This window comes from Micromonospora sp. SCSIO 07396 (genome assembly GCF_053667945.1).
The window spans coordinates 2,418,892-2,444,661 of record NZ_CM132210.1 but is presented as its reverse complement, the minus strand read 5'-3'; the positions used below and the strand labels follow the sequence as shown (position 1 = coordinate 2,444,661).

Annotated in this window: 25 protein-coding genes; 10 read left to right on the top strand and 15 right to left on the bottom strand. The window is 74.0% G+C overall.

Annotated features, from left to right (window positions below):
* Window positions 1–188: 188 nt before the first annotated feature.
* From ACWCHM_RS10295 to ACWCHM_RS10285, 3 genes are read right to left on the bottom strand one after another with little or no spacing between them, the layout of a single operon-like run.
* Entirely contained in the window at window positions 189–986 is a 798-nt protein-coding gene (locus tag ACWCHM_RS10295) for a sugar phosphate isomerase/epimerase family protein (RefSeq protein WP_454223055.1), read from the bottom strand.
* Between the two features lie 53 nt (window positions 987–1,039).
* Entirely contained in the window at window positions 1,040–2,191 is a 1,152-nt protein-coding gene (locus ACWCHM_RS10290) for a dihydrodipicolinate synthase family protein (protein ID WP_454222232.1), read from the bottom strand.
* Window positions 2,188–3,339 (bottom strand): Gfo/Idh/MocA family protein, encoded by a 1,152-nt coding sequence (locus ACWCHM_RS10285; RefSeq protein ID WP_454222231.1) that lies wholly within the window; start codon window positions 3,337–3,339, stop codon window positions 2,188–2,190. Before ACWCHM_RS10285 ends, ACWCHM_RS10290 begins: the two co-directional genes overlap by 4 nt.
* Before the next feature lie 155 nt (window positions 3,340–3,494).
* Between ACWCHM_RS10285 and ACWCHM_RS10280 the strand changes: the two genes are divergently transcribed.
* Window positions 3,495–4,511: a LacI family DNA-binding transcriptional regulator gene (locus ACWCHM_RS10280; RefSeq protein WP_454223054.1), complete on the top strand. Its 1,017-nt coding sequence runs from the start codon at window positions 3,495–3,497 to the stop codon at window positions 4,509–4,511.
* A gap of 78 nt (window positions 4,512–4,589) precedes the next feature.
* Here ACWCHM_RS10280 and ACWCHM_RS10275 read toward each other — a convergent pair whose 3' ends face one another.
* Genes ACWCHM_RS10275 through ACWCHM_RS10240 form a run of 8 tightly spaced genes read right to left on the bottom strand, consistent with a single transcriptional unit; the run spans window position 4,590 to window position 12,149 of the window.
* Window positions 4,590–5,198, bottom strand: a complete 609-nt coding sequence (locus tag ACWCHM_RS10275) for a bifunctional 4-hydroxy-2-oxoglutarate aldolase/2-dehydro-3-deoxy-phosphogluconate aldolase (RefSeq protein WP_204960559.1) — start codon at window positions 5,196–5,198, stop codon at window positions 4,590–4,592.
* Window positions 5,195–6,217: a sugar kinase gene (locus ACWCHM_RS10270; RefSeq protein ID WP_454222229.1), complete on the bottom strand. Its 1,023-nt coding sequence runs from the start codon at window positions 6,215–6,217 to the stop codon at window positions 5,195–5,197. Before ACWCHM_RS10270 ends, ACWCHM_RS10275 begins: the two co-directional genes overlap by 4 nt.
* Window positions 6,214–7,155: a DUF6807 domain-containing protein gene (locus ACWCHM_RS10265; protein ID WP_454222228.1), complete on the bottom strand. Its 942-nt coding sequence runs from the start codon at window positions 7,153–7,155 to the stop codon at window positions 6,214–6,216. Before ACWCHM_RS10265 ends, ACWCHM_RS10270 begins: the two co-directional genes overlap by 4 nt.
* Window positions 7,152–7,784: a hypothetical protein gene (locus tag ACWCHM_RS10260; protein WP_454222227.1), complete on the bottom strand. Its 633-nt coding sequence runs from the start codon at window positions 7,782–7,784 to the stop codon at window positions 7,152–7,154. Before ACWCHM_RS10260 ends, ACWCHM_RS10265 begins: the two co-directional genes overlap by 4 nt.
* Window positions 7,781–8,662 carry a carbohydrate ABC transporter permease gene (locus ACWCHM_RS10255; RefSeq protein WP_239485956.1) on the bottom strand — a complete coding sequence of 294 codons (882 nt, stop codon included), beginning with the start codon at window positions 8,660–8,662 and terminating at the stop codon, window positions 7,781–7,783. The genes ACWCHM_RS10260 and ACWCHM_RS10255 overlap by 4 nt, the downstream gene beginning before the upstream one ends.
* A complete protein-coding gene (locus tag ACWCHM_RS10250) occupies window positions 8,662–9,639 on the bottom strand; it encodes a carbohydrate ABC transporter permease (protein WP_454222226.1) in 978 nt (325 codons plus the stop codon). Before ACWCHM_RS10250 ends, ACWCHM_RS10255 begins: the two co-directional genes overlap by 1 nt.
* Window positions 9,640–9,673: 34 nt before the next feature.
* Complete coding sequence (locus ACWCHM_RS10245) at window positions 9,674–11,014, bottom strand: ABC transporter substrate-binding protein (RefSeq protein ID WP_204960555.1); 1,341 nt, start codon at window positions 11,012–11,014, stop codon at window positions 9,674–9,676.
* A gap of 16 nt (window positions 11,015–11,030) precedes the next feature.
* On the bottom strand, window positions 11,031–12,149 hold the full coding sequence (locus tag ACWCHM_RS10240; RefSeq protein WP_204960554.1) for a LacI family DNA-binding transcriptional regulator: 1,119 nt from the start codon (window positions 12,147–12,149) through the stop codon (window positions 11,031–11,033).
* A gap of 237 nt (window positions 12,150–12,386) precedes the next feature.
* Here ACWCHM_RS10240 and ACWCHM_RS10235 point away from each other — a divergent pair, with 237 nt between their 5' ends.
* From ACWCHM_RS10235 to ACWCHM_RS10210, 6 genes are all read left to right on the top strand, one after another.
* Window positions 12,387–13,715, top strand: coding sequence for a Gfo/Idh/MocA family protein (locus ACWCHM_RS10235; RefSeq protein WP_454222224.1), 1,329 nt, complete (start codon window positions 12,387–12,389; stop codon window positions 13,713–13,715).
* A gap of 61 nt (window positions 13,716–13,776) precedes the next feature.
* Window positions 13,777–15,201 (top strand): glucuronate isomerase, encoded by a 1,425-nt coding sequence (gene uxaC / locus ACWCHM_RS10230; protein ID WP_281897028.1) that lies wholly within the window; start codon window positions 13,777–13,779, stop codon window positions 15,199–15,201.
* Window positions 15,198–16,502 carry an enolase C-terminal domain-like protein gene (locus ACWCHM_RS10225; protein WP_281897027.1) on the top strand — a complete coding sequence of 435 codons (1,305 nt, stop codon included), beginning with the start codon at window positions 15,198–15,200 and terminating at the stop codon, window positions 16,500–16,502. The genes uxaC and ACWCHM_RS10225 overlap by 4 nt, the downstream gene beginning before the upstream one ends.
* Complete coding sequence (locus ACWCHM_RS10220; protein ID WP_454222222.1) at window positions 16,493–17,983, top strand: mannitol dehydrogenase family protein; 1,491 nt, start codon at window positions 16,493–16,495, stop codon at window positions 17,981–17,983. The genes ACWCHM_RS10225 and ACWCHM_RS10220 overlap by 10 nt, the downstream gene beginning before the upstream one ends.
* Entirely contained in the window at window positions 17,980–19,263 is a 1,284-nt protein-coding gene (locus ACWCHM_RS10215; protein WP_454222221.1) for a Gfo/Idh/MocA family protein, read from the top strand. Before ACWCHM_RS10220 ends, ACWCHM_RS10215 begins: the two co-directional genes overlap by 4 nt.
* Window positions 19,264–19,297: 34 nt before the next feature.
* A complete protein-coding gene (locus ACWCHM_RS10210) occupies window positions 19,298–20,644 on the top strand; it encodes a pectate lyase family protein (RefSeq protein WP_421488227.1) in 1,347 nt (448 codons plus the stop codon).
* Between the two features lie 47 nt (window positions 20,645–20,691).
* Here ACWCHM_RS10210 and map read toward each other — a convergent pair whose 3' ends face one another.
* Window positions 20,692–21,462, bottom strand: coding sequence for a type I methionyl aminopeptidase (gene map, locus ACWCHM_RS10205; protein ID WP_281897016.1), 771 nt, complete (start codon window positions 21,460–21,462; stop codon window positions 20,692–20,694).
* Between the two features lie 66 nt (window positions 21,463–21,528).
* Between map and ACWCHM_RS10200 the strand changes: the two genes are divergently transcribed.
* From ACWCHM_RS10200 to ACWCHM_RS10190, 3 genes are all read left to right on the top strand, one after another.
* Window positions 21,529–21,819: a helix-turn-helix domain-containing protein gene (locus tag ACWCHM_RS10200; protein WP_204960547.1), complete on the top strand. Its 291-nt coding sequence runs from the start codon at window positions 21,529–21,531 to the stop codon at window positions 21,817–21,819.
* A 122-nt stretch (window positions 21,820–21,941) separates the two neighbouring features.
* Complete coding sequence (locus ACWCHM_RS10195; RefSeq protein WP_281897014.1) at window positions 21,942–22,436, top strand: ATP-binding protein; 495 nt, start codon at window positions 21,942–21,944, stop codon at window positions 22,434–22,436.
* A gap of 60 nt (window positions 22,437–22,496) precedes the next feature.
* Window positions 22,497–23,213, top strand: a complete 717-nt coding sequence (locus ACWCHM_RS10190; RefSeq protein ID WP_204960545.1) for an HD domain-containing protein — start codon at window positions 22,497–22,499, stop codon at window positions 23,211–23,213.
* 57 nt (window positions 23,214–23,270) lie between these two features.
* On the opposite strand, the gene ACWCHM_RS10185 is transcribed toward ACWCHM_RS10190, so the two are convergent.
* From ACWCHM_RS10185 to ACWCHM_RS10175, 3 genes are all read right to left on the bottom strand, one after another.
* Window positions 23,271–23,711 carry a barstar family protein gene (locus ACWCHM_RS10185; protein ID WP_454222217.1) on the bottom strand — a complete coding sequence of 147 codons (441 nt, stop codon included), beginning with the start codon at window positions 23,709–23,711 and terminating at the stop codon, window positions 23,271–23,273.
* Window positions 23,712–23,772: 61 nt separating this feature from the next.
* Entirely contained in the window at window positions 23,773–24,174 is a 402-nt protein-coding gene (locus ACWCHM_RS10180) for a ribonuclease domain-containing protein (RefSeq protein ID WP_308447890.1), read from the bottom strand.
* A gap of 277 nt (window positions 24,175–24,451) precedes the next feature.
* On the bottom strand, window positions 24,452–25,699 hold the full coding sequence (locus tag ACWCHM_RS10175) for a cellulose-binding domain-containing protein (RefSeq protein ID WP_454222215.1): 1,248 nt from the start codon (window positions 25,697–25,699) through the stop codon (window positions 24,452–24,454).
* Window positions 25,700–25,770: the final 71 nt, after the last annotated feature.

Below are 25,770 nucleotides of genomic sequence, written 5' to 3'. Positions count from 1 at the left end.
CCCGGCCGCCGGCTGGTCGCCCCGCTGGGGTGCGGCGGGGTGGGACATGAGGTGCCACCGACTGATATGCCTGTCCGTCATATTCATGACGGACAGGCATATCAGTCCACCGCGGTATCGCCTTCCCTCCGTCCGGCAGGCCGACGGGACCCCACGGCGGGCCCGCTCAGGGTCCACCGGGGGCCCGGTCAGGACACGTGCCCCCGGTAGGCGTCGATGGTGGCGGCGAGGATGTCCGGGCCGGGGCGGGACCAGAGCGCCGCCTGGAACACCTCGACCTCGACCGGCCCGGCGTACCCGGCGGCGTCGACCGCCTCGCGCAGCCGGCGCAGCTCCACACAGCCCTCGCCGGGCAGCGCCCGGCCGAGCAGCACCCCCTCCGGCAGCGGGGTCACCCAGTCCGCCGCCTGGAACGCGGCGATCCTCCCGCCGGCGCGGGCGATCTGTGCGTAGACCGTGTCGTCCCACCAGACGTGGTAGGTGTCCACCACCACGCCGACCACGGCGGGGTCGAACCGTTCGGCGATGTCGAGCGCCTGGCCGAGGGTGGCGATGACGCACCGGTCAGCGCTGAACATCGGGTGCAGCGGCTCGATGGCGAGCCGTACCCCGGCCGCCGCGGCCTCGTCGGCGAGCGCGGCGACGGCGTCGGCGACCTGCCGGCGGGCCCCGTCGACGTCACGACTGCCCGACGGCAGCCCACCGGAGACCAGCACCAGCTCGCGGGTGCCGAGGGTGGCCGCCTCCTCGATCGCCCGCCGGTTCTCGTCCCACCAGTCGGGTGCGGTGAAGAACCCGCCCCGGCACAGTGAGGTGACGGTCAGCCCGGCGGCGCGGACCAGCCGGGCGGCCCGGTCGACCCCGTACTCCTGGACGGGTTCCCGCCACAGGCCGATGCCGGGCACCCCGGCCGCCACGCAGCCGGCGACGGCCTCCCGCAGCGGCCAGTGCTGGGCGGTGGCCTGGTTGAACGAGAACCGTTCCAACCCCGGCGTCACCACCACCCGGGCCGGGTCGTCGGACGGCGTGCGGGCGGCGGTCACTGGGCCACCCCGGCCACGGTGAAATAGGCCCGGGCCCGCGCGGCGGCCAGGTCGGCGTCGGGCAGCAGCCCGGCGGCGTCGGCGAGGACGAGCAGCCGGGCCAGGTGGGCCGGGGACCGGCCGGACTGCTGCCCGGCCAGCATGGTGAAGTGCTCCTGGTGCCCGGCCAGCCAGGCCAGGAACACAATGCCGGTCTTGTAGAACCAGGTCGGCGCGGCGAACAGGTGCCGGGCCAGCGGCAGGGTCGGGGCGAACACCGCGTCGTAGCGGTCCAGGTCACCGGCGTCGAGGGCGGCGAGCGCGGCGGCGGCGGCCGGCGCGATGGCGGCGAAGACCCCGAGCAGGGCGTCGGAGTGGCCCTGCCCGTCGCCCCGGATCAGCTCCGGGTAGTGGAAGTCGTCGCCGGTGTAGAGGCGTACCCCGGCGGGCAGGCGGCGGCGCAGCGCGACCTCCCGGTCGGCGTCGAGCAGGGACACCTTGATCCCGTCGACCCTGCGCTGGTGCTGTTTGATCAGGTGCAGCACCGTCTCGGTGGCCTCGTCGAGGTCGGTCGAACCCCAGTAGCCGGCCAGCGCCGGGTCGAACATGTCACCGAGCCAGTGCAGCACCACCGGCTGGTCGGCGGCGGTGAGCAGGTCGTCGTACACCCGCAGGTAGTCGTCGGGGCCGGTGGCGGCGGCGGCCAGGTGCCGGCTGCACATCAGCACCGGGCGGGCGTCGGCGGCGGTGACGTCGGCGAGCTGTTCGGCGTACGCCCGGGTCACCTGGTCCACCGTGGCCGGGCCGGGTGGGAGCTGGTCGGTGGCGACCCCGGCGACGATCCGGCCGCCGACCGCACCGGCCTCGGCGGCGCTGCGCCGGATCAGCTCCCGGGTGGCCGGGTAGTCCAGGCCCGCGCCGCGCTGGGCGGTGTCCATCGCCTCGGCCACCCCCAGCCCGTACGACCAGAGGTGCCGGCGGAAGGCGAGGGTGGTGTCCCAGTCGACGGCGGCCGGGGCGCCCGGGACGTTCTCCGCACGCGGGTCGGCGACGACGTGCGCCGCCGCGTACGCCATCCGGGTGGTCGACGGGCCGGCGGGGCGCTCGTGGCCCGCGCCCCCGCGCAGCCGGTGGGTGCCGCCGTCGGGCAGCCGGACGACGGCGGTCACCGGGACAGCTCCGGCACCTCGACCCGGCGGCCCTCCCGGGCCGAGCGCAGTCCCAGCTCGGCCAGTTGCACGCCGCGTGCGCCGGCCAGGAAGTCCCAGGTGAACGGGGAGCCGGTGACGACGTGCCGCAGGAACGCCTCCCACTGCACCTTGAAGCCGTTGTCGAATTCCTCGTTGTCGGGCACCTCGGTCCACTGGGCCCGGAAGTCCTCGGTGGCGGGCAGGTCGGGGTTCCACACCGGTTTGGGGGTGACCGCCCGGTGTTGGACCCGGCAGCGGCGCAGCCCGGCGACGGCGCTGCCCTCGGTGCCGTCGACGTGGAACTCGACCAGTTCGTCGCGGTGCACCCGGGTGGTCCACGACGAGTTGAGCGCGGCGATGATCCCGCCGTCGAGTTCGAAGATCCCGTACGCGGCGTCGTCGGCGGTGGCGGGGTAGGGCCGGCCGGCCTCGTCGACGCGCTGCGGCACGTGCGTGGCGGCCACGCAGGTGACCGCCCGGACCGGGGCGAACAGTTCCTCCAGCACGTACTGCCAGTGCGGGAACATGTCCATCACGATGCCGCCGCCGTCCTCGGCGCGGTAGTTCCAGGAGGGGCGTTGGGCGGGCTGCCAGTCCCCCTCGAAGACCCAGTAGCCGAACTCGCCGCGCACGGACAGGATGCGGCCGAAGAACCCGCCGTCGATCAGCCGCTTGAGTTTGCGCAGCCCGGGGAGGAAGAGTTTGTCCTGGACGACGCCGGTGCGGATGCCTGCGGCGTCGGCGGCGCGGACCAGTTCCCACGCGGCGGCGCTGGACTCGGCGAGCGGCTTCTCGGTGTAGATGTGCTTGCCGGCGTCGATGGCCTGGCGGATGGCCTTCTCCCGCTGCTGGGTCACCTGGGCGTCGAAGTAGATCTCCACGTCCTCGCGGGCGAGGGCGGCGGCGAGGTCGGTGGTCCAGTCGGTGAGGCCGTGCCGTTGCGCGACCGCCCGGAGCCGGGTCTCGTCCCGGCCGACCAGGATCGGCTCGGGCCAGATCCGGGTGCCGTCGCCCAGCGCCAGGCCGCCCTGTTCGCGCAGGGCGAGCAGGGAGCGGACCAGGTGCTGGCGGTAGCCCATCCGACCGGTGACGCCGTTGACGATGATGCCGATCGACCTTCGGGTCATGGTCGTCCTTCCCCTTTGCACATCACATAGGTAAGCGCTTTCCTAGCAGCCTAGGTGGCCGCTCCACCACGGGCAAGAGGCCGCCGTCGCCCGTTGCGGTAACCTGTCCGCTACCGCGCGGCCCCGACCGGGCCCGGACACTTTCGGGGGTGCCCATGGCGACGCTGGCCGATGTCGCCCGCCGCGCCGGGGTCTCCCCCGCCACCGCCTCCCGGGTGATCAACGGCAGCAGCAAGCCGGTCGCCGACGAGCTGCGCGAACGGGTGCTGCGGGCCGTCGCCGACCTGCGCTACGTGCCCAACGCACACGCCCAACTGCTGGCCCGGCCGCAACGCAGCGTCGTCGGCGTGGTGGTACACGACGTGTCCGACCCGTACTTCGCCGAGCTGACCCGGGGGCTGCAACGGGTCGCCACCGACCACGGCCGGCTGGTCATCATCTGCAACAGCTACCGCGACCCGGAACGCGAGCTGGAGTACGTGGAGATGCTGCGCGCCCAGCAGGTCGCCGCGATCGTGCTGGCCGGCTCCGGCTACCACGACGCCACCTTCACCGCCCGGCTCGCCGAGAAGCTGGCCGCCTACGAGGCCACCGGCGGCCGGGTGGCGGTCGTCGGCCGGCACGAGCACCCCGGCGACGCGGTGATGCCGGCCAACACCGAGGGCGGCCGGCTGCTCGGCGCGGAACTGCTGCGCCGGGGGCACACCCGGATCGGCGTGGTCGCCGGCCCGCAGGTGCTGACCACGATCACCGACCGGCTCGACGGGCTGCGTGCCGCGCTCGCCGAGGGCGGCCACCCGCTGCCCGAGGATCGGATCCGCTACGCCGACTTCGACCGTGACGGGGGTGCCCGCGCGGCCGGTGAACTGCTCGACGCCGTCCCCGGACTGACCGCCCTGGTGGCGTTGAACGACTCGATGGCCGTCGGCGCGCTGACCCTGCTGCGCGCCCGCGACGTGTCGGTCCCCGGCCAGGTCTCGGTGGTGGGCTTCGACGACATGCCGGTCGCCGCCGACGTCACCCCCGCGCTGACCACCGTCCGGCTGCCGCTGGTGGAGCTGGGCGCGCGGGCGATGACCCTGGCCCTGGGGCCGCCCGCCGACCGGTCCCGGGTCGAGGTGCTGCCGGCCACCCTGGTCGTCCGGGACAGCCTCGGCCCCGCCCCGGCCTGACCGGCGGCCCCCCGGCACGACGTCGCGCCCTCGTCGCCCCTGCGGCCCGTCGCGGGTCGAGGGCCGGCACGCCGCAGCTCAGGCCGGCGTGGCGGCCAGCTCGGCGAGCCGGTCGATCTGCCGGGGGTCGGACAGCGCCGACCCCACCGCCACCACCCGCACCCCGGCGGCGAGGAAGTCGGCGGCGTTGCCCGCGTCGATCCCCCCGGTCGCCACGAACCGTAGTTCCGGCAGCGGGCCGGCCATCGCCGTGAACCACCGGGGACCGAGACTGACCGCCGGGAACGCCTTGAGCCAGATCAGCCCGTGGTCGAGCGCGAGCTGCGCCTCGGTGGGGGTGGCCACCCCGGGCAGGTGCGGGATGCCGTAGCTGACCGCCGCGTCGGCCACCGCCAGGTCCAGCCCGGGGGCGACGGTGAACGCCGCGCCGGCGCTGGCGGCCTGCCGTACCTGGGCCGGGGTGCGCACCGTGCCGGCCCCGACCCGGCGGCCCCGGTCCTTGCCGGCCTCCACCGCAGCCCGCAGGGACAGGATGGCGTCCGGGGTGCGGATCGGCACCTCGACCACGTCGATGCCGAGGTTCCAGGCCCGTTCGGCGAGCCGGACGGTCTCCGTCGGCGGCAGGTCCCGCAGGATCACCATCACCCGTGCGGTGCCGAACAGGGGTGCGAAGTCGTGCGCGGTCATCGACCGTTCCTTCCGGTGGCGGGGGTGGGGAGCAGGCCGGCGGCGACCAGGTCCAGGCTCGCCCAGTCCGACGCCGGCAGCGCGAGGAGCCGATCGGCCACCGCCCACCGCGGCGGCGGGGCGGTGTCCCCGGCGACGGTCAGGGCGGGGGCCGCGCAGAGATGCCCGAGCCGCAGGCAGCGGTCCAGGTCGAGGCCACGCAGCAGTCCCGACAGCAGGCCGGCGGCGAAGGCGTCGCCGGCCCCGACCGGCTCGTGCACCGGCACCCGCAGTGCCGGTACGAAGACGGCCGCCGCGCCGCGGGGCAACGCGGTGGCCCCGACGGCGGCGTCCTTGACCACCACCAACTCCGGGCCGGGCAGCAGGTCGCGCACGGCGGCCGGCTCGGTGACACACCACAGGGTGTGCGCCTCGTCGAGGCCGACCAGGACCACGTCGGCGGCGTCGGCGAGCCCGCGCAGCACCGGTGCGGCGGTCGCCGCCGACCAGAGCCGGGCCCGGTGGTTGACGTCGAAGGTGACCCGGGCGGCAGGCAGCGGCCGGTCGGTGACCGCCCGGCGGACCAGGGCCGCGCAGGACGGCGAGAGGGCGGCGGTCACCCCGGACAGGTGCAGCAGCCGGACCCCGGCCAGCGCCGGCTCGTCCAGCACCCCCGGGTGCAGGCGGGAGGCCGCCGACCCGGAGCGGTAGTAGTGCACGGCGGTGCCGTCGGGCGTCGGGTCCTTGAGGTAGACGCCGGTCGGGGCGGCCGGGTCGACGGTGACCAGGCTGGTGTCCACCCCGGTGGCGGCGACGTGCCGCCGGACCCGCCGGCCGAACGGGTCGTCGCCGACCCGGCTGACCCAGGCCGTCCGGTGGCCGAGCGCGGCGAGCGCGCAGGCCACGTTGGACTCCGCGCCGCCGACCGAGACACCCAGCCGGTCGGCCCGGTCCAGCGGCCCCGTCGGGTCGGGGCCGAGCACCACCATCGACTCGCCGACGGTGGCCACCTCCGGGCCGGGCGGCGTCGCGCCGGTCACCCCGGCTCCGCGGCGGCGAGCAGGGCGGTGACGCCGGCCCGGTCGCGTACCCCGTCGGCGACCAGCACCCGGTGCCGGCCGGTCCGCCGGCCGTCGCCGGGCACCACCGCCGGGCGGTCGAAGGCGAAGGCCACGCAGACACCCGGGTACATCGCCGTCCGCACGAACCACCTGTCGCCGAGCCCCAGCCCGGTGAAGACCAGGGTGTACGCCCCACCGCCCGGCGCGACGCCGGTGAGCGCGACCCAGCGGGCGGCGCTGCCGTTGGCGGCCTGCTCGCCGTCGGCGTCGGCGGTGAACGTGACCGGCTCGCCGTCGGCGACGGCCCGCCAGAAGAAGCCGCCGTAGCCGGCCCCGCCGGGCCGACCGTTGGTGGCGGGGCTGCCCAGGTGGACGTCACGCCCGGCCGGGGCGGTGAGGGTGTAGTCGACGTCGAGCGCCCAGGCGTCCGCGGTAACCGGGGTCGCGGCGAGCCGGCGGTGCTCGGTGAGCAGCACCCCGCCGTCGCGGTCGCGCCACTGCAACGCGTGTGCCAGCCGGTCCGGTGCGCGCTCCCGCCAGTGCGTGTGCGCGATGACGCCATGGTCGTCGCGCCAGGTGTAGCCGGCGTCCCGGACGTACGTCCGGCCGCCCCACAGGTTGGTGCCGTCGACGTCCTGCACGGCGAGCGACGCCCCGAGGTGCCAGACGTGGTCGGCGGGCAGGGCGTCGGTGACCGGGGTGCCGGCCAGTGTCCGTACCGGGTGCAGGTAGGGCCGGGGGCCGTGCCGGGGGTCCAGGTCGGGACGCAGCACGTACCGGGCCACCTCGACGTCGCCGACGTGCAGCCGGGGATCGCCGTCGACGTGCGACCGGGGATCGTCGCCGGCCGGGTCCGGGGCGGCGCGGGTCGGGGCCGGGCCGGGACCGGCCGGGGCGGGGTGGGGGTGACCGGTCACGGTGCCTCCATCCGGGCGGTGGGCCGGCGGGCGGCGACCGCGTGCAGGGCGGCCAGCGCGTAGCCGGCCAGGATCGGCACCGCCACCGGGGTGACCAGTATCCCCAACAGAGCGGCCACCGCGCAGACCCCACCGGCCGCCGCCCAGGTCCCCGGCCGGGCCAGGCCGGTCCGGGCGGCGACCCGGGCGGCGCCCCGCCAGCCCCGCCCGCCGGCACGACCGACCGCCACCACGGTCAGCCCGGCGTACCCGGCCAGGGCGGCGGTGACCACGGCGGTGCCGGCCAGCGCGACGCCGCCGCCGGGCACCCGGCCGGTGGCCAGCGCGACCAGGTCGACGCCGAGCGCGACGGCGACGGCCAGCCCGACGGCGCTGGCGACCAGCCCGGCGGGCAGGGCCCGACCGAACCGGGACAGCGTGGTACGCAGGTCCGGCCAGCCGCCGAGGGTCAACCGGTCGTGCACGGCGGCGCTGGCGGTGGCCAGGGCCGGCGCGAGGGTGAGCACCGGCAGCGCGGCCAGCGTCACGGCGAACCCGAGCAGCGCCAGGTCGGTGGCGTCGCGCAGGGTGTCGCGCCAGTCCCGGCGGGCCGGTACGGCGTCCTCGGACGCCAGCGGGGCGGCGGTCATCCCTTCAGCCCGCTGGTGTTGATGCCCTCGACCAGCATCCGCTGGAAGGCCAGGAAGAACAGGAAGACCGGCAGCAGCGACAGCACCGACATGGCGAACATCGGGCCGACCGCGCTCTGGCTGGTGGAGTCGATGAACAGGGTCAGCGCGACGGGCACGGTGTAGTCGTCCAGGCTGGACAGGAAGACCAGTTGCCGGAAGAAGTCGTTCCAGGTCCAGATGAACGAGAAGATCGCGGTGGTGACCAGCGCGGGGCGGCTCAGCGGCAGGATGACGTGCCGGAAGATGCCGTACGGGCTGGCCCCGTCGATCTTGGCGGCCTCGTCGAGTTCGCGCGGGATGCCCCGCATGAACTGCACCATGAGGAACACGAAGAACGCCTCGGTGGCCAGGAACTGCGGGATGAGCAGCGGCAGGTAGGGCCATTCCCCGCCGACCAGGCCGAGGCTGCGGAACAGGATGTACTGCGGCACGATCAGCACGTGGCCGGGGAGCAACAGGGTGCCGATCATGACCGCGAACCAGACCCCCCGCAGCCGGAACCGCAAGCGGGCCAGGGCGTACGCCGCGAGCAGGCAGGAGACCGCGTTGCCGACCACGGTCAACAGGCTGACCATCGCGCTGTTGAGGAAGAACGTGCCGAAGCTGAGGTCGAAGTTGCCCCAGCCGGTGGTGTAGTTGCCGGGGGTGAACCGCTCGGGCAGCAGGCCGATGTTGTTGACGATCTCTTCCTGCGACTTGACCGAGGTGCCCAGCATCCACAGCAGCGGGTAGAGCACCACCGCCACGATCACGATCAGCACCAGCAGCCGTACGGCCTGCCGGCCGCCCTGCCGGCGACGGCCGGGCCGCCGCGCCGTCGAGGTCACCGCCGCCATCACTTCTCCCCGTCGGAGTAGTGCACCCAGAACCGCCCGGTGCTGAAGAAGACCACGGTGATCAGGCCGATCGCGAGCAGGAACACCCAGGCCATCGCGGAGGCGTAGCCCATCTCCAGGTCGGTGAAGCCCGATATGTAGAGCTTCAGGGTGTACATCAGGGTGGAGTCGACCGGCCCGCCGGTGCCGTTGCTGAGCACGAAGGCGGCGGTGAAACCCTGGAACCCGTTGATGGTCTCCAGCACCAGGTTGAAGAAGATGACCGGGGAGAGCATCGGCAGGGTGACGTGCCAGAACTGCGACCACCGGCCGGCGCCGTCGACGGAGGCGGCCTCGTACAGTTCGGTGGGCACCTGCTTGAGCCCGGCCAGGAAGATCACCATGGGCGCGCCGAACTGCCAGATGGCCAGCACCATCAGGGTCTGCAACGCCCAGTCCGGGTCACTGACCCAGGGCAGTCCCTCGATGCCGAACAGCGCGAGGAACGAGTTGAACGCGCCGTCCCGGTTGAACATGTTGACCCAGACGATGGCCAGCGCGACGCTGCCACCGAGCAGCGACGGCAGGTAGAACAGCGCCCGGAACAGGCCCACCCCGCGCCACGCCTTGTTGAGCAGCAGCGCCACCCCGAGGGCTGTGGCCAGCTTCAGCGGGACGGCCACCAGGGCGAAGGTCACCGTGACCCGGACCGCGTGCCAGTACGACGGGTCGGCGGTGAACATCCGCTCGTAGTTGGCCAGCCCCACCCACTGCACCTCGGACAGCGGGGTGAGGATGTCGTAGTTGGTGAAGCTCAGCCAGAGCGAGAGCAGCATGGGGATCGCCGTGACGCCCATCAGGCCGATGAGCCAGGGCGAGAGGAATACGTAGCCCGCCAGTCCTTCGGCGTGCCGGTCCCGCCCGCCCCGACGCCGGTTGGCGCGGGGGCGGGCGGAACCGGTGCGTCCGGTCCGGCCGGGCGCCGTGGTGAGGGCCACGGGCCGGCTCCTTTCGTCGTCCGCGACGGGTCGGTCAGGCGATCGCGGACTTGCAGGCGGCGATGAACTGCTCCGCCGCCTGCGCCGGGCTGGCCCGCTGGTACTGGACGTTCTCGGCGGCCTTGACCAGCTCGGACTTGACCTTGCTGTGTCCCTTGATGGGCACCTGCGGCGACTGGCCGAACTTCTGCGCCAGCTCGGTCTCGACCTGGATGGACTGCTTCATCGCCGGGTCGGTCACCGTCTCGCTGACCGTGGCCCGCAGGTCCATGTTCGACGGCAGCCCCCGGTCGGTGCCGAGCAGCGCCGCCGCCTCCGGATCGTTGGCCAGGAAGTTGATCACGTCGACGGCGGTGTCCCGGTGCTTGCTGCCCTTGAACACCGACCAGTACATCGAGGCGCGGGCCCACTGGGCGCTCGGGTCACCCGGGTACGCCACCACACCCAGTTCGTCCTTGGTGTTCTTCTTCAGGTCAGGCATCTGGTTGACCCAGACCCAGGAGGTCGCGGCCTTGCCGGTGACCACCAGCTGCTTGGTCACGTCGCTGGCGTTGCCCTCATGGATCACGTCGGGGGTGGGGGTGGCACCCCGGTCCCGGGCACCCTTCCACAGCTCGAACCACGTCGTCACGTCCTCGGCGGTGAAGCCGAGGTCGTTGCCGTTGTAGAGGTCCTTGCCCTGCTGGCGCAGCCACACCCAGAACGCCTTGTAGTCGGCGCTCGGGTCCTGGGTGCCGGGGACCTTGGCCTTCTTGGCCACCTGCTCGGCCCAGGCGATGTGCTCCTCCCAGCTCTGGCCGGTGGTCGGCTCGGGCAGGGCGTTCTTGGCCAGCAGGGTCTTGTTGTAGACCAGGCCCTGGGTGTTCTCGCCGGCGGCCACCCCGGCCAGCTTGCCGTCGACGACGCCGTACTCCAGCAGGCTCTTGGGGAACTTCGACACGTCGAGCTTGCCGGAGTCCTGGTAGCTCTTGAGGTCGAGCACGGTGCTGCGGCCGGCGTACTCGGCCAGGTAGTTGTCGTCGATCTGGAACAGGTCGGGCGGGTTGCCGCCGGCGGTGAGGGTGGCCAGCTTGTCGAAGTAGCCCTGGTTGGCCTGCCAGGTCTTCTCGAACGTCACGTTCGGGTGCTTCTTGGTGTAGAGGGCGAGGGCGTCCTCGGTGAGCTTGGCCCGCGCCTCACCGCCCCACCAGAAGACGGAGAGCTTGACCTGGCCGTCGGCGCCGGCGTCGTCGTCGCCGCAGGCCGCCGCGCCGAACATCAGCGGTACGGCGACGGCGGTGGCGACCAGGCCGCGCAGGAATCGACGACGGGGCACGGGGGTACGGTGGTGCGGTTCGGCCGGCGTGCCGGCGGTGGGGGACGTTGCGGGGTGCATGCGCTCACTCCTCGGGCTAGGAGGCGACGACGCCACCGGTGGTCACGGTCGGGCCGCCCGGGTCCGCAAGGCGATGCGGGCCCGGGCCATCCGGAACGGATCCGGGACGGGATCGACCGGGTACGGGTCCGGTCGAGTCGCGAATGACCAGTTCGGTCTGGAGCATTACCTGTGCGGTGGTACGACGGTCGCCGACGGCCGCTGCCCGACCCGCGCCGCGCGGGCGCGGGTCGGAGTCGTGTTGCAGCAGCATGTCGACGGCCGTCCGGCCGGCGGCCGCGGTTGGCGTGGCCACCGTCGTCAACTTGGGGCGGGTGAGTCGGCTCAGCGTGATGTCGTCGACGCCGACCACGCTGACGTCCTGCGGCACCCGGATGCCGAGGTGGTCGAGCCCCTCGATCAACCCGATCGCCATCAGGTCGTTGTAGGCGAGCACGGCGGTGACGCCGCTGTCGCGTACCTGGGCGGCCAGTGCGCCGCCGCCGGTCTCGGTGGGCGGGTTGGGCCCGAGCACGGTCAGCTCGGCCCCGCCGGAGCGGGCGGCGGCACCGGCCGCCCGGCGCATCTGCTGGTTGGTCCAGGAGCCGCGCGGCCCGCCGAGCAGGGCGAGCCGCCGGTGGCCGAGGCCGAGCAGGTGCTCGATCGCCGTGCGCGCCCCCTGGCCGACGTCCATCATCACGCAGGGCAGGCCGGTGACCTGCCGGTTTATCACCACCACCGGCACCTCCCGGCTGACCTGCTCGATCAGGCCGTTGCTCATCCGGGGGCTGCACAGCAGCACCCCGTCGACCTGCTTGGCCAGCGCGTGGACCAACTCCTCCTCGGCGGCCGGGTCCTCGTTGGTGTCGGCCACGAAGACGTGGTAGTCGCGGTGCCGGGCCTGCCCCTCGGCCGCCTTGATCAGCGGCGGGAAGAACGGGTTGGCGATGTCCGCGATGATCAGACCGATGTTGTGGGTGCGGCCGGTGATCAGGGCGCGGGCGGCCCGGTTGGGCCGGTAGCCGAGGTCCTCGGCGCAGGCCAGCACCCGGCCCCGGGTCTCCGGGTTGACCAGGTGCGGCGCCGAGAAGGTGCGGGACACCGTGGAGATGTGCACGCCCGAGGCCCGCGCGACGTCGCGGATGGTGGCTGGCACGGGCGGCCCTCTCGTCGATGGTGTGGTCGGGGTCACGTGGGTGTCGCCAATTAATGCAAACGGTTGCTCCACTGTCAACGGGAGTTTGTTACAGGTCGATTGCAGGAGGGCTCCTGCCATGCCCCCTTAAGCGCATGAAACGGTATCTATGCCACGGGATTGGCATCGATCGTTGACGTGCTCTTCATCCGCGTGGTTTCTTCACTGCAAACCTTTGCAGCCACGGGAGGTCCACGGATGTCACCACCAGCCACGCCGCGTCGACGGCACGCCCTCGTCGGCACCGGGGCGCGGGCGGAGATGTTCGTCCGGGCCCTGGTCACCGCGCACGCCGACACCGCCGAGCTGGTCGCCTTCGCCGACGTCAACCAGACCCGGATGGACGCCCACAACCGGTGGCTGACCGAGCTGGGCCAGCCGGCCGTGCCGACGTACCCGGCCGCCGACTTCACCGCCATGCTCGCCAAGGAACGCGTCGACGTGGTGCTGGTGACCAGCGTGGACGTCACCCACGACGAGTACATCGTGGCGGCCCTGCGCGCCGGTTGCGACGTGGTCACCGAGAAACCGATGACCGTCGACGCGGCCCGCTGCCGGCGCATCCTCGACGCGGTCGCCGAGACCGGCCGGCAGGTCACCGTCGCTTTCAACTACCGCTACAACCCGTTGCACGAGCAGGTCAGAAGGCTGCTCGCCGACGGTGCGGTCGGCGAGATCGGCTCGGTGCACTTCGAGTGGCTGCTCGACGTGCGGCACGGCGCGGACTACTTCCGCCGCTGGCACCGGGACAAGGCCAGCTCCGGCGGGCTGATGGTGCACAAGGCCAGCCACCACTTCGACCTGGTCAACTGGTGGCTCGACGCCACCCCCGTCGAGGTGTACGCCGCCGGCCGGCTGTTCTTCTACGGCGACGCGGGCCGCCGGCACGGCTACGCCCGCGACTACGACCGAGCGCACGACTCCCCCGCCGCCGCCGACGACCCGTTCGCCCTACGGATGGCCGAACACCCCCGGCTGCGGGAGCTGTACCTCGACGCCGAGGCCGAGGACGGCTACCACCGCGACCAGAACGTCTTCGCCCCCGGGGTGAGCATCGAGGACGACATGGCGGTGCTGGCCCGCTACTCCACCGGCGCGACGATGACCTACCACCTCACCGCGTACGCCCCCTGGGAGGGCTACCGGGTGATGGTCAACGGCAGCCGGGGCCGGCTCGAACTGGAGGTCACCGAGAGCGACTTCGTCAGCCCGGCCGCCGCCGGGGCGCTCAAGGGCGCCGCCCTGCACGGCGACGAGGCCGCCGCCGAGAACGGCGCGGCCACCCTCACCCTGCGCCCGTTCTGGGCCCCGCCCCGCCGGATCCCGGTCGAGGGCTACACCCGGCAGGGCCACGGCGGCGCGGACGTCCGGATGACCCGGGTGATCTTCGGCGGCGAGGCGGACCCGCTGGGCCGGGCCGCCACCGCCCGCGACGGCGCACTGGCCCTGCTCACCGGGCTGGCCGCCAACCGCTCCTTCGACACCGGCGCACCGGTCCGCGTCGCCGACCTGCTCACCCTGCCCTGACCGGGCCGGCCCCGCCCCCCGAACCGCCGACCCTCCGCCCGCACCCGAGGAGTCCCCCGACGTGCCGACCTCTCCCGACCTGCTCCTGCCGACCGACCCGGGCGTCCGGGCCATCGCCCGCGAGCTGTACGCCCTCGCCGGCCCGCAGCCGATCATCTCGCCGCACGGGCACGTCGACCCGGCGCTGCTGGCCGAGGACCGCCCCTTCCCGGACCCGGCCCGGCTGCTGATCGTGCCCGACCACTACCTCACCCGGATGCTGCTCAGCCAGGGGGTGCCGCCGGCCGAGCTGGGGGTGCCCAGCGTCGACGGCAGCCCGGTGGAGACCGACGGCCGGACCATCTGGCGGCGCTTCGCCGACCACTGGCACCTGTTCCGGGGCACCCCGTCGCGGCTGTGGCTGGAACGCACCTTCACCGACGTGTTCGGGGTGGACACCGCGCTCAGCCCGGCCACCGCCGACACCGTCTACGACGCGCTGGCCGCCCGGCTCGCCGAGCCGCAGTTCCGGCCCCGGGCGCTGTTCACCCGGTTCCGCATCGAGGTGCTCGCCACCACCGAGTCCCCGCTGGACGACCTCGCCGCGCACGCCAAGCTCGCCGCCGACGGCTGGGGCGGTCCGGGCGGCCGGGTGGTCACCACGTTCCGCCCCGACAACGTCGTGGACATGGAGTTCGACGGCTGGGCCGACAACGTGGCCCGGCTCGGCGAGGTGGCCGGCGTCGACACCGGCACCTACGCCGGCTACCTGGACGCGCTGCGGGCCCGCCGGGCGGCGTTCGTCGCGGCCGGCGCGACCTCCTCCGACCACGGCCACCCCACCGCCCGGACGCTCATGCTCGACGCCGACGAGGCCGCGCGGCTCTACGACCGGGGCCGGCGCGGACTGGCCGACGCCGCCGACGCCGAGGCGTTCCGGGCGCACATGCTGGTGGAGTTCGCCCGGATGTCGCTCGACGACGGGCTGGTGCTGCAACTGCACCCCGGGGCGGTGCGCAACCACAACCGCAAGCTGTACGCCACCCACGGCCGCGACGTCGGCGGGGACGTCCCGCACGCCACCGAGTACGTGCACGCGCTGGCCCCGCTGCTCGACGCGTACGGCAACGACCCCCGCCTGCGGGTGGTGCTCTACACCCTCGACGAGTACACGTTCACCCGGGAACTGGCCCCGCTGGCCGGCGGCTACGCCGCCCTCTACCTCGGCGCACCCTGGTGGTTCCTGGACTCCCCGGAGGTGCTGCGCCGGTTCCGGGAGGCGGTCACCGAGTCCGCCGGGTTCTACAACACCGCCGGGTTCGTCGACGACACCCGCGCGTTCTGCTCCATCCCGGTCCGCCACGACGTGGCCCGCCGGATCGACGCCGGTTTCCTGGCCCGCCTCGTCGCCGAGCACCGGCTGAGCGAGGACGAGGCCGCCGAGACGGTCGTCGACCTGGCGTACCGGTTGCCCAAGAAGGTCTTCAAGTTCGGGGAGTCCGCATGAGCACCAGGATCACCGACGTCGACGTGCACGACGTCCGGTTCCCGACGGCGGCGGCCGGCGACGGCTCCGACGCGATCAACCGGGGTGACTACTCGGCCAGCTACGTCGAGCTGCGCACCGACGACGGGCCGACGGGCGCCGGGTTCACCTTCACCAACGGCCGGGGCAACGAGATCACCTGCGCGGCGATCGAGGCCCTCGCCCACCACGTCCGGGGACGCACCGTCGCCGAGATCGCCGCCGAACCGGTGGCGTTCTGGCGGTCGCTCACCGCCGACGTGCAGCTGCGCTGGCTGGGGCCGGAGAAGGGGGTCATCCACATGGCCGCCGGCGCGCTGGTCAACGCGGTCTGGGACCTACGGGCCAAGCTCGCCGGCAAGCCGATGTGGCGCTACCTCGCCGAGCTGTCCACCGACGAGCTGGTCGCCAACATCGACTTCCACCACATCACCGACGCGCTCACCCCCGACGAGGCGGCCACCCTGCTCGACAAGGGGCTGGTCGGGGCGGCGGACCGGCTCGCCGTGCTGGAGCAGGACGGTTTCCCGTCGTACACCACCTCGGTGGGGTGGCTGGGGTATCCGGACGACAAGGTGCGGGCGCTGACCCGCGAGGCGTACGCCCAGGGGTGGCGGGCGATGAAGATGAAGGTCGGCGGCCCGCCCGCCGACGACCTGCGCCGGGCAAGGATCATCCGGGCCGAGATCGGCCCGGACGCGCTGCTGATGATGGACGCCAACCAGGTCTGGGACGTCGACGAGGCGATCACCAACATGACCGCGCTGGCCGAGGTCGACCCGTACTGGATCGAGGAGCCGACGCACGCCGACGACATCCTCGGCCACGCCCGGATCGCCCGCGCGGTGACCGGGCTGACCGACGGCCGGTGCCGGGTCGCCACCGGCGAGGTGGCCGCCAACCGGGTGATCTTCAAGCAGCTGCTCCAGGCCGAGGCGATCGGCGTGATGCAGATCGACGCCTGCCGGGTCGCCGGGGTCAACGAGGTGCTGGCCGAGATCCTGCTGGCGGCGAAGTTCGGGGTGCCGGTCTGCCCGCACGCCGGCGGTGTCGGCCTCTGCGAGTACGTGCAGCACCTGGCGATCTTCGACTACCTGCGGGTCGGCACCAGCCTGGACGGACGGATGGTCGAGTACGTCGACCACCTGCACGAGCACTTCGTCGACCCGGTCCGCACCCGGGGCGGCCGGTACCTGCTGCCCACCGCCCCCGGCTACAGCGCCACCATGCGCCCCGAGTCGGTCGCGCGGTTCCGCTTCCCGGACGGCCCGGTGTGGCGGTGACCGTGGACACCGACCGGCTGGGCCTGGCCACCCTGCACCGGCTGCCCGAGCAGAGCCGACCGCTGGTCCGGCCGGGCACCGTGCCGGCCGGCATCGTCCACCTGGGACTCGGCGCGTTCCACCGGGCCCACCAGGCGGTCTGCACCGAGGCGGCGATCGACGCGGCCGGCGGTGACTGGGGCATCGTCGGCGTCGCCCCGCGCAGCACCACGCTGGTCGAGGCGCTCGCCGCGCAGGACGCCCTGTTCAGCGTCACCACGCTGGCCGCCGACCGGTCGGCCACCCGGGTGGTCGGCGCGCTGGCCGGGGTCCGGCACGCCGCCAGCGACCCGGCGGCGGTGGTCGCGTTGCTCGCCGACCCGGCGATCCGGGTGGTGACGCTGACGGTGACCGAGAAGGCGTACCGGCTCGACCCGGTCTCCGGCGCGTTGCGCGCCGACGACGAGCTGACCCTCGACCTGACCACCGACCGGCCCCCGGTCACCGTGCCCGGTCTGCTGGTCCGTGGTCTGCTCGCCCGCGCCGCCGCCCAGGCGGGGCCGATCGCGCTGGTCAGCTGCGACAACCTGCCGTCCAACGGGCGTCGGCTGCGCGGCCTGGTGCAGCAGTCACTCGCCCTGGCCGGGGTCCCGGACGCCGTCCAGGACGCCCTCGCCGGGCAGGTCAGCTTCCCCGGCACGATGGTGGACCGGATCGTTCCGGCCAGCACCGACGCGACGCTGGCGGTGGCCCGCGCCGCGCTGGGCGTCACCGACCTGGCGGCGGTGGCCGCCGAGCCGTACCTGAAGTGGGTCGTCGAGGACGACTTCCCCGGCGGCCGGCCCCGGTGGGAGCAGGCCGGCGCGGTGCTCACCACCGACGCCGGCCCGTGGGAGCGGCTGAAGCTGCGCGGCCTCAACGGCGTCCACTCGGCGGTGGCCTACCTGGGGGCGGTGGCCGGCCACGAGACGATCGCGGACGCGCTGGCGCTGCCCGGCCTGACCGACGTGCTGCGCCGGTTCGTCGCCGACGACGTGGCCGAAAGCTTCACCCCACCCGAGGGGGTACGGGTCACCGACTACGGCGACGAGGTGCTGGCCCGGTTCGCCAACCCGGCGATCCGGCACCGCACCCTCCAGGTGGCCATGGACGGCTCGCAGAAGCTGCCGCAGCGGGTCCTGCACACCGCCGCCGACCTGCGCGCGCAGGGCCGGCCGGCGTACTGGTCGGCGCTGGTCGTGGCAGCCTGGCTGCGGTTCCTCGACGGGCGGGCCGACGACGGCACGGTGCTGCCGCTGGACGACCCGCTGGCCGGGCGGATCACCGCCGCGCTCGCCGCCGCCGACGGCACCCCCGCCGGCACGGTCGGGGCGGTGTTCGCCCTGTCCGAGGTCTTCCCGGCCGTGCTCGCCGACGACGACGGGTTCCGCGCCGACGTCGCCGGTTGGTTGGGCGCGTTGCGTACCCACCCGGTGGCGGCGGTCCTGGCCGGTGCGGCGTGACCGCCCCGGTGCCGCCGGCCGCCGTCGACGGGCCCGCCGCCGCCCGGGGCATGCCGGCCACCCCGACCGGGGCCCCGTCGGCCAGCCCGGCCGGGCCCGACGCCACGGCCGTGCCCCGGGTGGCGATCGTCGGCGCGAACGGCCACGGCCGCTGGCACCGGCGCAGTGTCGCCCCGCTGCACGCGGCGGGACGGCTGCGGCTGGTGGCGCTGGTGGACGTGCGGCCGATCGAGGACGAGCCGGCCGCGCCGGTGCCGCCCGGAACCACGGTGCACACCGACCACCGGGAGATGCTCACCGCCGCCCGCCCCGACGTGGTGATCGTCTGCACCCCGCCGCACACCCACCTGCCGATCGCCCTGGACGTGCTCGCCGCCGACGCGGACCTGCTGCTGGAGAAGCCGCCGGTGCTGTCCACCGCCGAACACCGCACGCTGGCCGGGGAGCTGGCCGCGACCGGCCGGGCCTGCCAGGTCGGCTTCCAGGCGCTCGGCTCGATGGCGCTGGCGCAGCTGTCGGCCGCCCTCGGGCAGGGCCGGCTGGGCACCGTCACCGGCATCGGCACGGTCGCCTGCTGGCAACGCCCCGACGGCTACTACGCCCGCTCGCCGTGGGCCGGCCGGCGCAGCCTGCACGGCCGGCCGGTGCTCGACGGGGCGCTGGCCAATCCGCTGGCGCACGCGGTGATGCAGTGCCTGGCGGTCGCCCAGACGGTGACCGGCGGGCCGGTCCGGCCGTCCCGCATCGAGCTGGAGCGCTACCGGGTCCGGCCGATCGAGGTGGACGACACGGCCACCCTGCGCATCGTCACCCCGGACGGGCCGCCGATCGTGGCGGCGGTGACCCTGGCCGGGGAGGACTTCGTCGCCGGTGAGGTGATCGTGACCGGCACCGCCGGGCGGGCGGTGCTGGAGTACCCCACCGACCGGCTACTGCTGCCCGGTGACCCGCACCCCCGGCAGGTGCCGGGGCGGCGGGGGCTGCTGGAGAACCTGCTCGCCCACCGCGCCGACCCGGCCGGCACCCCGCTGATCGCCCCGCTGGCCCGCACCGCGCCGTTCACCGCCGTGCTGGAACAGGTGCAACGCGCCCCCGAGCCGACCCTGCTCGACGGTGACCTGGTCACAGTCACCGGCAGCGGGCCGGAACGGGTGGTGACGGTGCCCGGGATCAACGCGGCGCTGCGCCGGGCCGCCGGGCAGGGGGCGCTGCTGTCGGAACTGGCGGTGCCGTGGGCGGTGCCGCCGGCGCGTATCCCCCTGGCGGCCCAGGACGACTGACCCGCCACCCACCACCACCCTTCGGGAGAGTCCCATGCGTCCACGCACCACCGGGGCGGCCCTGGTCGCCCTCACCCTCCTGCTGAGTTCGGGGACCGCCGCATCCGCCGCGCCACCCGACGGGCCACCCCGGGCGGTCGAACGGATCGCCAGGCAGACCCTGCCGGCCGGCGACGGCTGGGCGGCCGAGGGCCCCGGCACCACCGGCGGCGCGACGGCCGCCCCGGATCAGGTCCACCTGGTGCGCAGCCGGGCCGACCTGGTCCGGGCGCTGGGCGGCGACAACGCCACCAACAAGAGCAACGCCACCCCGAAGGTGATCGTCGTCGACGGCACCGTCGACGGGTTCGCCGCCGACGACGGCCACCTGCTCGGCTGCGCCGACCTGGCCGACCCGGAGTACAGCCTGCCCGCCTACCTGGCCGCGTACGACCCGGCGGTGTGGGGGATGGTGCCGCCGACCGGGGCGTTGGAGGCGGCCCGGGTGCGGTCGGTGGCCAACCAGACCCGGCAGACGCAGATCAACGTCGGCCCCAACACCACCATCGTGGGGCGGCGCGGGGCGGTCCTCACCGGGCTGACCCTGATGATCGACGGGGCGAGCAACGTGATCGTCCGCAACCTGACCTTCGACGACGCCCGGGACTGCTTCCCGGCCTGGTCCCCCACCGACGGCGCGACCGGCAACTGGAACTCCCAGTACGACCAGATCTCGGTACGCCGCAGCGAGCACGTCTGGGTCGACCACAACACCTTCACCGACGGCGACAACCCGGACAGCGCCCAGCCGGTGTACTTCGGCCGGCCCTACCAGGTGCACGACGGGTCGTTGGACGTCACCCACACGGCCAGCCTGGTGACCGCCTCGTACAACCGGTTCTCCGGGCGGGACAAGCTGATGCTGATCGGCTCGTCCAACACCGTCGGGCCGGACGTCGGCAGGTTGAAGGTGACGCTGCACCACAACCTGTTCGACCGGGTGCTCCAGCGGCTGCCCCGGGTCCGGTTCGGTCAGGTCGACGTCTACAACAACTGGTACCGGCTGGCCGGCGACGACTTCGTGTACGCGATCGGGGTGGGCGTGCAGTCCGCCGCGTACGTGGAGAACAACTTCTTCACCCTCGGTGCCGGCATCGCCCCCGGCAACCTGCTCTACGACTGGGGTGGCACCGCCGTCACCACCCGGGGCAACTGGGTGGACGCGCACGGCGCGCTGCCCCGTCCGGTCGACCTGGTGGCCGCGTACAACGTGACCCACGACCCGGACCTGGGCGGCGACGCCGGGTGGACGCCGACCCTGCGCGCGGCGCAGCCGGTGCCCGCGCCGCTGGTGCCGCTGGTGGTGGGGCCGTTCGTCGGGGCCGGCCGACTGCCGTTGTGAGCAGCCTGCGTCGGGCCGCGCCGTCCGTCGGCGCGGCCCGACCGGGGTCACCTCGGCAGGGTGAGCACCTCCGCGCCCTCGGGGGTGATGGCGATGGTGTGTTCGCTGTGTGCCGTGCGGCAGCCGGTGGCGCTGCGCAGCGTCCAGCCGTCGGCGTCGGTGACGAGGGTGGCGGTGTCGGCCATGATCCAGGGTTCCAGGGCCAGCAGCAGCCCGGGACGCAGCCGGTAGCCGCGACCGGGCCGGCCGGAGTTCGACACGTGCGGGTCCTGGTGCATGGTCGACCCGACGCCGTGTCCGCCGAACTCGGTGTTGACCGGGTATCCCGCCGCGTGCAGGACCGTGCCGATGGCGTGCGAGAGGTCACCGACGCGTGCGCCGGGGCCGGCGGCGGCGATCCCGGCGCGCAGCGCCCGCTCGGTGGCGTCGATCAGCGCGACGCTCTCCGGGGGGCGGATGTCGCCCACCAGGAAGCTGATCGCCGAGTCGGCGACCACCCCGCCGAGGGAGACGGCGAGGTCGAGGGAGAGCAGGTCGCCGTCGGCGAGGTGGTAGTCGTACGGCAGCCCGTGCAACACCGCGTCGTTGACCGAGGTGCAGATGTAGTGGCCGAAGGGTCCGCGGCCGAAGGACGGCGCATAGTCGACGTAGCAGGACGTCGCCCCGGCGTCGACGATCATGCGCTGCGCCCAGGCGTCGATCTCCAGCAGGTTGGTGCCGACCACGCTGCGGCTCCTGAGTGTCTGGAGGATCTCGGCGACCAGCGCGCCGGTGTCCCGTGCGCGCCGCACGTCGGTGGGGCTCAGGATCTCGATCATGCGGCGCCTTCCGTGGACCACCAATAATTATCCCGGCCATGTTATCCCGGTACTAGAATCGCAGCCATGGTCAGGCTGCCGCTCACCCCCGCAGAGGTCGCCCGCGGGCGACGCCTCGGCGCCCTGCTGCGTCGCGCCCGGGGACAACGGTCGATGCTCGGCACCGCGCTGGCCGCCGGGCTGTCACCGGAGACCCTGCGGAAGATCGAGTCCGGCCGGGTGGCCACCCCCGCGTTCCCGACCATCGCGGTGCTCGCCGACGTCCTCGGCCTCTCCCTCGACGCCGTCTGGTCGGAGATCAACCAGTCCGACACCGGGCTCGTCGTGCCCGGCCCCGGCGAGCGGCTGGCCTCCTAGCCCCGCCGCCGGGCATTGCGCCCAGGGGCGGTGCCCGGCGGCGGGCCGGGACAGGGAGAATGGCCCGGGTACGGTCGGGCTGCCGACCCCGGGCGACGATGATCAGCGGGAGGTGGACCCGGGTGGCCGGTGGACGCGACGTCGGGGCGGACCGGCCCGATCCGGCGGCCGGCCCGGCACCGCACGTCGACCCGGCAGCGTCGGCCGGTATCACCGCCGACGGCGCGCCGTCGGCGTTCCGGACGACACTGGCCGCCGATCCGGCCCAGCTCTCCCCCGCCCGCGAGGCGCTGCGGGCGTGGCTCACCGGGGCCGGGGTCGACGAGGCCGACGTGGAGGTGGTGCTGATCGCCGTCGGGGAGGCGTGCGCCAACGCCATCGAGCACGGCTGCCGGTTCGCGCCCGGGACGAGCGTCACGGTGTCGGCCCGGCTGCGCGCCGGGCGGCTGGAGGTCGAGATCCACGACGCCGGCGGCTGGCGCGCGGGCCCGTCGCAGGGACGCGACCGGGGCCGGGGACGACTGATCATGACCCGCTTGATGGACGAGGCACAGCTCGACGGCGGCCCTGACGGGACGACAGTTCGCCTGGTCAAGCACCTTTCCGGCCGGCAATGAGGCCGTCACATGCCCGATGACGGGGTCGGACCGACAGTGAAGATCGGCTATAAGTAGGCGATGGAGTTCCCGCCGTACCTCGCCACCATGCCGATGCACGCGATCACCGAGCTGCACGGCGAACCGGGCCTGCTGGCCCGGTTCCGGCTGGAGTTGCCGGCCTTCGCCACGGCCGACCGGGAGCGGCTGGTCGAAGCCCTCGACCTGGCCGCCGAGCTGCACCGCGACGACCGGCGGTCCCGCGAGCCGTACCTCAACCACCTGCTGCGGGTGGCGATCCGGATGATGCACCACTACCAGGTGCGCGACCCCGACGTGATCGTCGCCGGACTGCTGCACGACGCGGTGGAGGACCACCCGGGCGAACTGGCCGGCGCGGGCGCGGCCGACCCGACGGCGGCGGCGCTGGCCGCGCTGGCCGGCCGGTTCGGCGACCGGGTGGCCCGGCTGGTCGCCGCGGTCACCAACCCGGTGTACGACCCGGAGCGGGACCCGCACGTGCAGTACCGCGAGCACGTGGCGGCCAGCCTGGACCGGGAACCCTGGGCCCGGGTCATCAAGATCTCCGACTTCACCGACAACGGGGTGGGCGTGGTCTACGCCGTCGGACCGAAGGTGGCCCGCTCGGCGGCGAAGTACCGGCCGCTGGTGCCGGTCTACCGGGAGCTGATCGCCAGGCCGGACACCCCGCTGTCGGCACCGGTGAAACGGCACATCTTCGCCCAGCTCGACCTGGCCGAGGAGCGGTTCAGCGCAATCCTCGACCAGCCCAACTGACCCCACCACCGCCCCGCCGGGCGGGACGGCGACGGTGGGCCGGTGGCGACGGGGCGCTCAGCGCACCGCGCCGCCGGGTGGGACGGCCACCCCGCCGCCACCGAGGACGGCGTGCAGCCGGTGCCGCAGCTCGGGCAGTCGCTGCGGGGTGTCGCGCAGCAGCAGGCAGATCGGCTCCCGGGCGCCGGCCGACACCCCGCCGACCACGTCGAGCAGCGTCCCGAGCTGACCGGGCGGCTCGTCGGCCAGCAGCAGGCCGGCGTCGGTCACCTCCAGGGTGAGCGGGCCGGCGTCGAGCCGGTCGGCCAGCACGTCGGCGAGCGCATCCCAGGTACGACCGAAGTAGCCGGGCAGGTCGAGCACGTCGGCGAGCGCGTCGAACAGCGCGGGGCGGGTACGGGCCGCCGCCCCGGCCACGGTGACCGACGGCGTCGGATGCCCCGACGGCCGGGCCTCGTCGGTCACCCGTAGCCAGCCCGGCTGGCGCTGTCCGGTCATGGTGCATCCTCCTGCTCGACGGGGCGGGCCGGCGGACCGGCCCGCCCCGGGTGGTCCTCGGTCAGATCCGGTAGAAGTTCGCGTAGTGGTCGGGAGAGAACCAGGTCGCTCCGCTGCTCTTGTTCACCACGATGCGGTACGCGTCGCGCGCCGCGCCGGAGACCCGCGGGTAGACGTCGTACTCGTAGTAGGTGGCACCGGCGGGCAGCTGCCCCTCGTAGTTGTAGAACTGGCCGCCGGCGAAGTTCGACAGGCCGCCGCTCCAGCTGTACCAGCCCCGGCTGGTCGGGAATCCCTTGGCCGACCAGCCGGAGCGGGCGGTACGGGCGTCCGCGCAGCGGGACATCGTGCAGGAGCCGTAGACCGCCGCCGACGCGGAGTCGGTCAGCCTCGGGGTCACCACGGACGGTCCGACGAGCAGCGTGGCGACCAGGGCGGTCAGCAGCGCGAGGATGCCCGGCAGACGGCGGGCGCGGGGGCGCGGGGTCGGGGCGGTGGCGGGGGTGACGGGGTTCGCGGGAGTGCTCAACGGGTCCTCCGGGTCGCGGGGGCCGACAGGAATGCATCGATCGGAATGGTTGTCCCGATCAGCCACATTCTGGCGGGAGGCGAGCCCCGCCGACCAGAGGTCAGCCTGGCAACCGTGGATGAACGCGCCATGATCGGCATGCCACCGCCGGCTGAAATGCCCGGTGCACGCGGGACCGGGCGGCCCGGTCGGCCACCCGGTCCCGGTCGGGTCAGCAGCCGATCCGGCTGGCCCCCAGGGCGACATCGTCGTACCAGAGGGTGTCCGCGCCCTCGCCGTAGCTTTCCCAACCCAGCTTCAGGTCGGTCAGCCGGGGACGCCAGGTGCGGTTGTACCACTGGCTGTCGATGTCGTGGGTGGGCGTCCCGTCGGCGGTCAGCCCGGTGACGGCGACCCCGTCCAGCCAGGTGCGCAACTGCCCCTGGTTGCCGTCGACCATGAATTCCAGGCACGTCCACCGGCCGGTGGGCAGCGGCACGCTCAGCGCCACCCCGGACGGGCTCTGCTCGGGCAGGGTCGCGTCGTCGGAGGCCCGGTTCCACTGCAACGCGGCGTTCTGGCCGCCCATCCGCAGGTCCTTGTTGCCGTCGGCGGCGTCGGTCATCGCCATCATGGTGACGTGCTGGGTCGGCAGGGCGGTGGTGTGGCGCAGCCAGATCCGGCCGTACCGGACGGTGCCGACCGCGCTGAGATCCTTGGTGGAGCGCACGAAGACGTGGTTGCAGTAGCCCTGCGCGCCGTCGATGCGCAGCGAGCGGCTGCCGCTGTGCGTGGTCGCCGTGTCCACCGAGGCCCGGCCCGTCCCGGAGCAGTCCGGGTTGACCACGCTCCAGTCGCCGGACGGCGTCGAGCCGCTCTGGTTCTCGAAGCCGTCACAGAGCACCGCACCGGCACACCCGGCCGGCGGCGGCGTGGTCGGCGGCGGGGTCGTGGGGGGCGGGGTGGTGGGCGGAGGCGTAGTCGGCGGAGGCGTCGTGGGCGGCGGGGTCGTGGGCGGCGGCGTGGTGGGCGGAGGCGTGGTGGGCGGAGGCGTAGTGGTCGGCGGCGGAGCGCCGTTGCACGGTACGCCGTTGAGCGTGAACCCGGTCGGCGCGGCGGAACCCGAGGTGCTGGTGCCCTGGACGCCGAACTCGGTGGAACCACCGGCCGGGACGCTGCCGTTCCAGGCGGCGTTGCGGGCGGTGACCGTCGTGCCGGCCTGGCTGACCGTGGCGTTCCAGCCACCGGTGATCCGCTGCCCGCCCGGGTAGGACCAGGTGACGGTCCAACCGCTCAGGGCGGTGTCGCCCGGGGAGACCCGGACGTTGGCGGTGAAGCCGCCGCTCCACTCGTTGGGCTGGTAGTCGATCCGGCAGCCCTGGGCCGCCGAGGCGGTGCCGGCGAGCACGGTGGTGACGGCCGCGGCCACCGTGGCGGTGGCGGCCACGACGGCGGTGATACGGGTACGGGAGATCCTCACAGGGGTCCTTCCGGCTGGCCGTCGGTGTGGACCGACGGCGCGGGAGCAGTGACGTCGCTCGCGCGTCGACG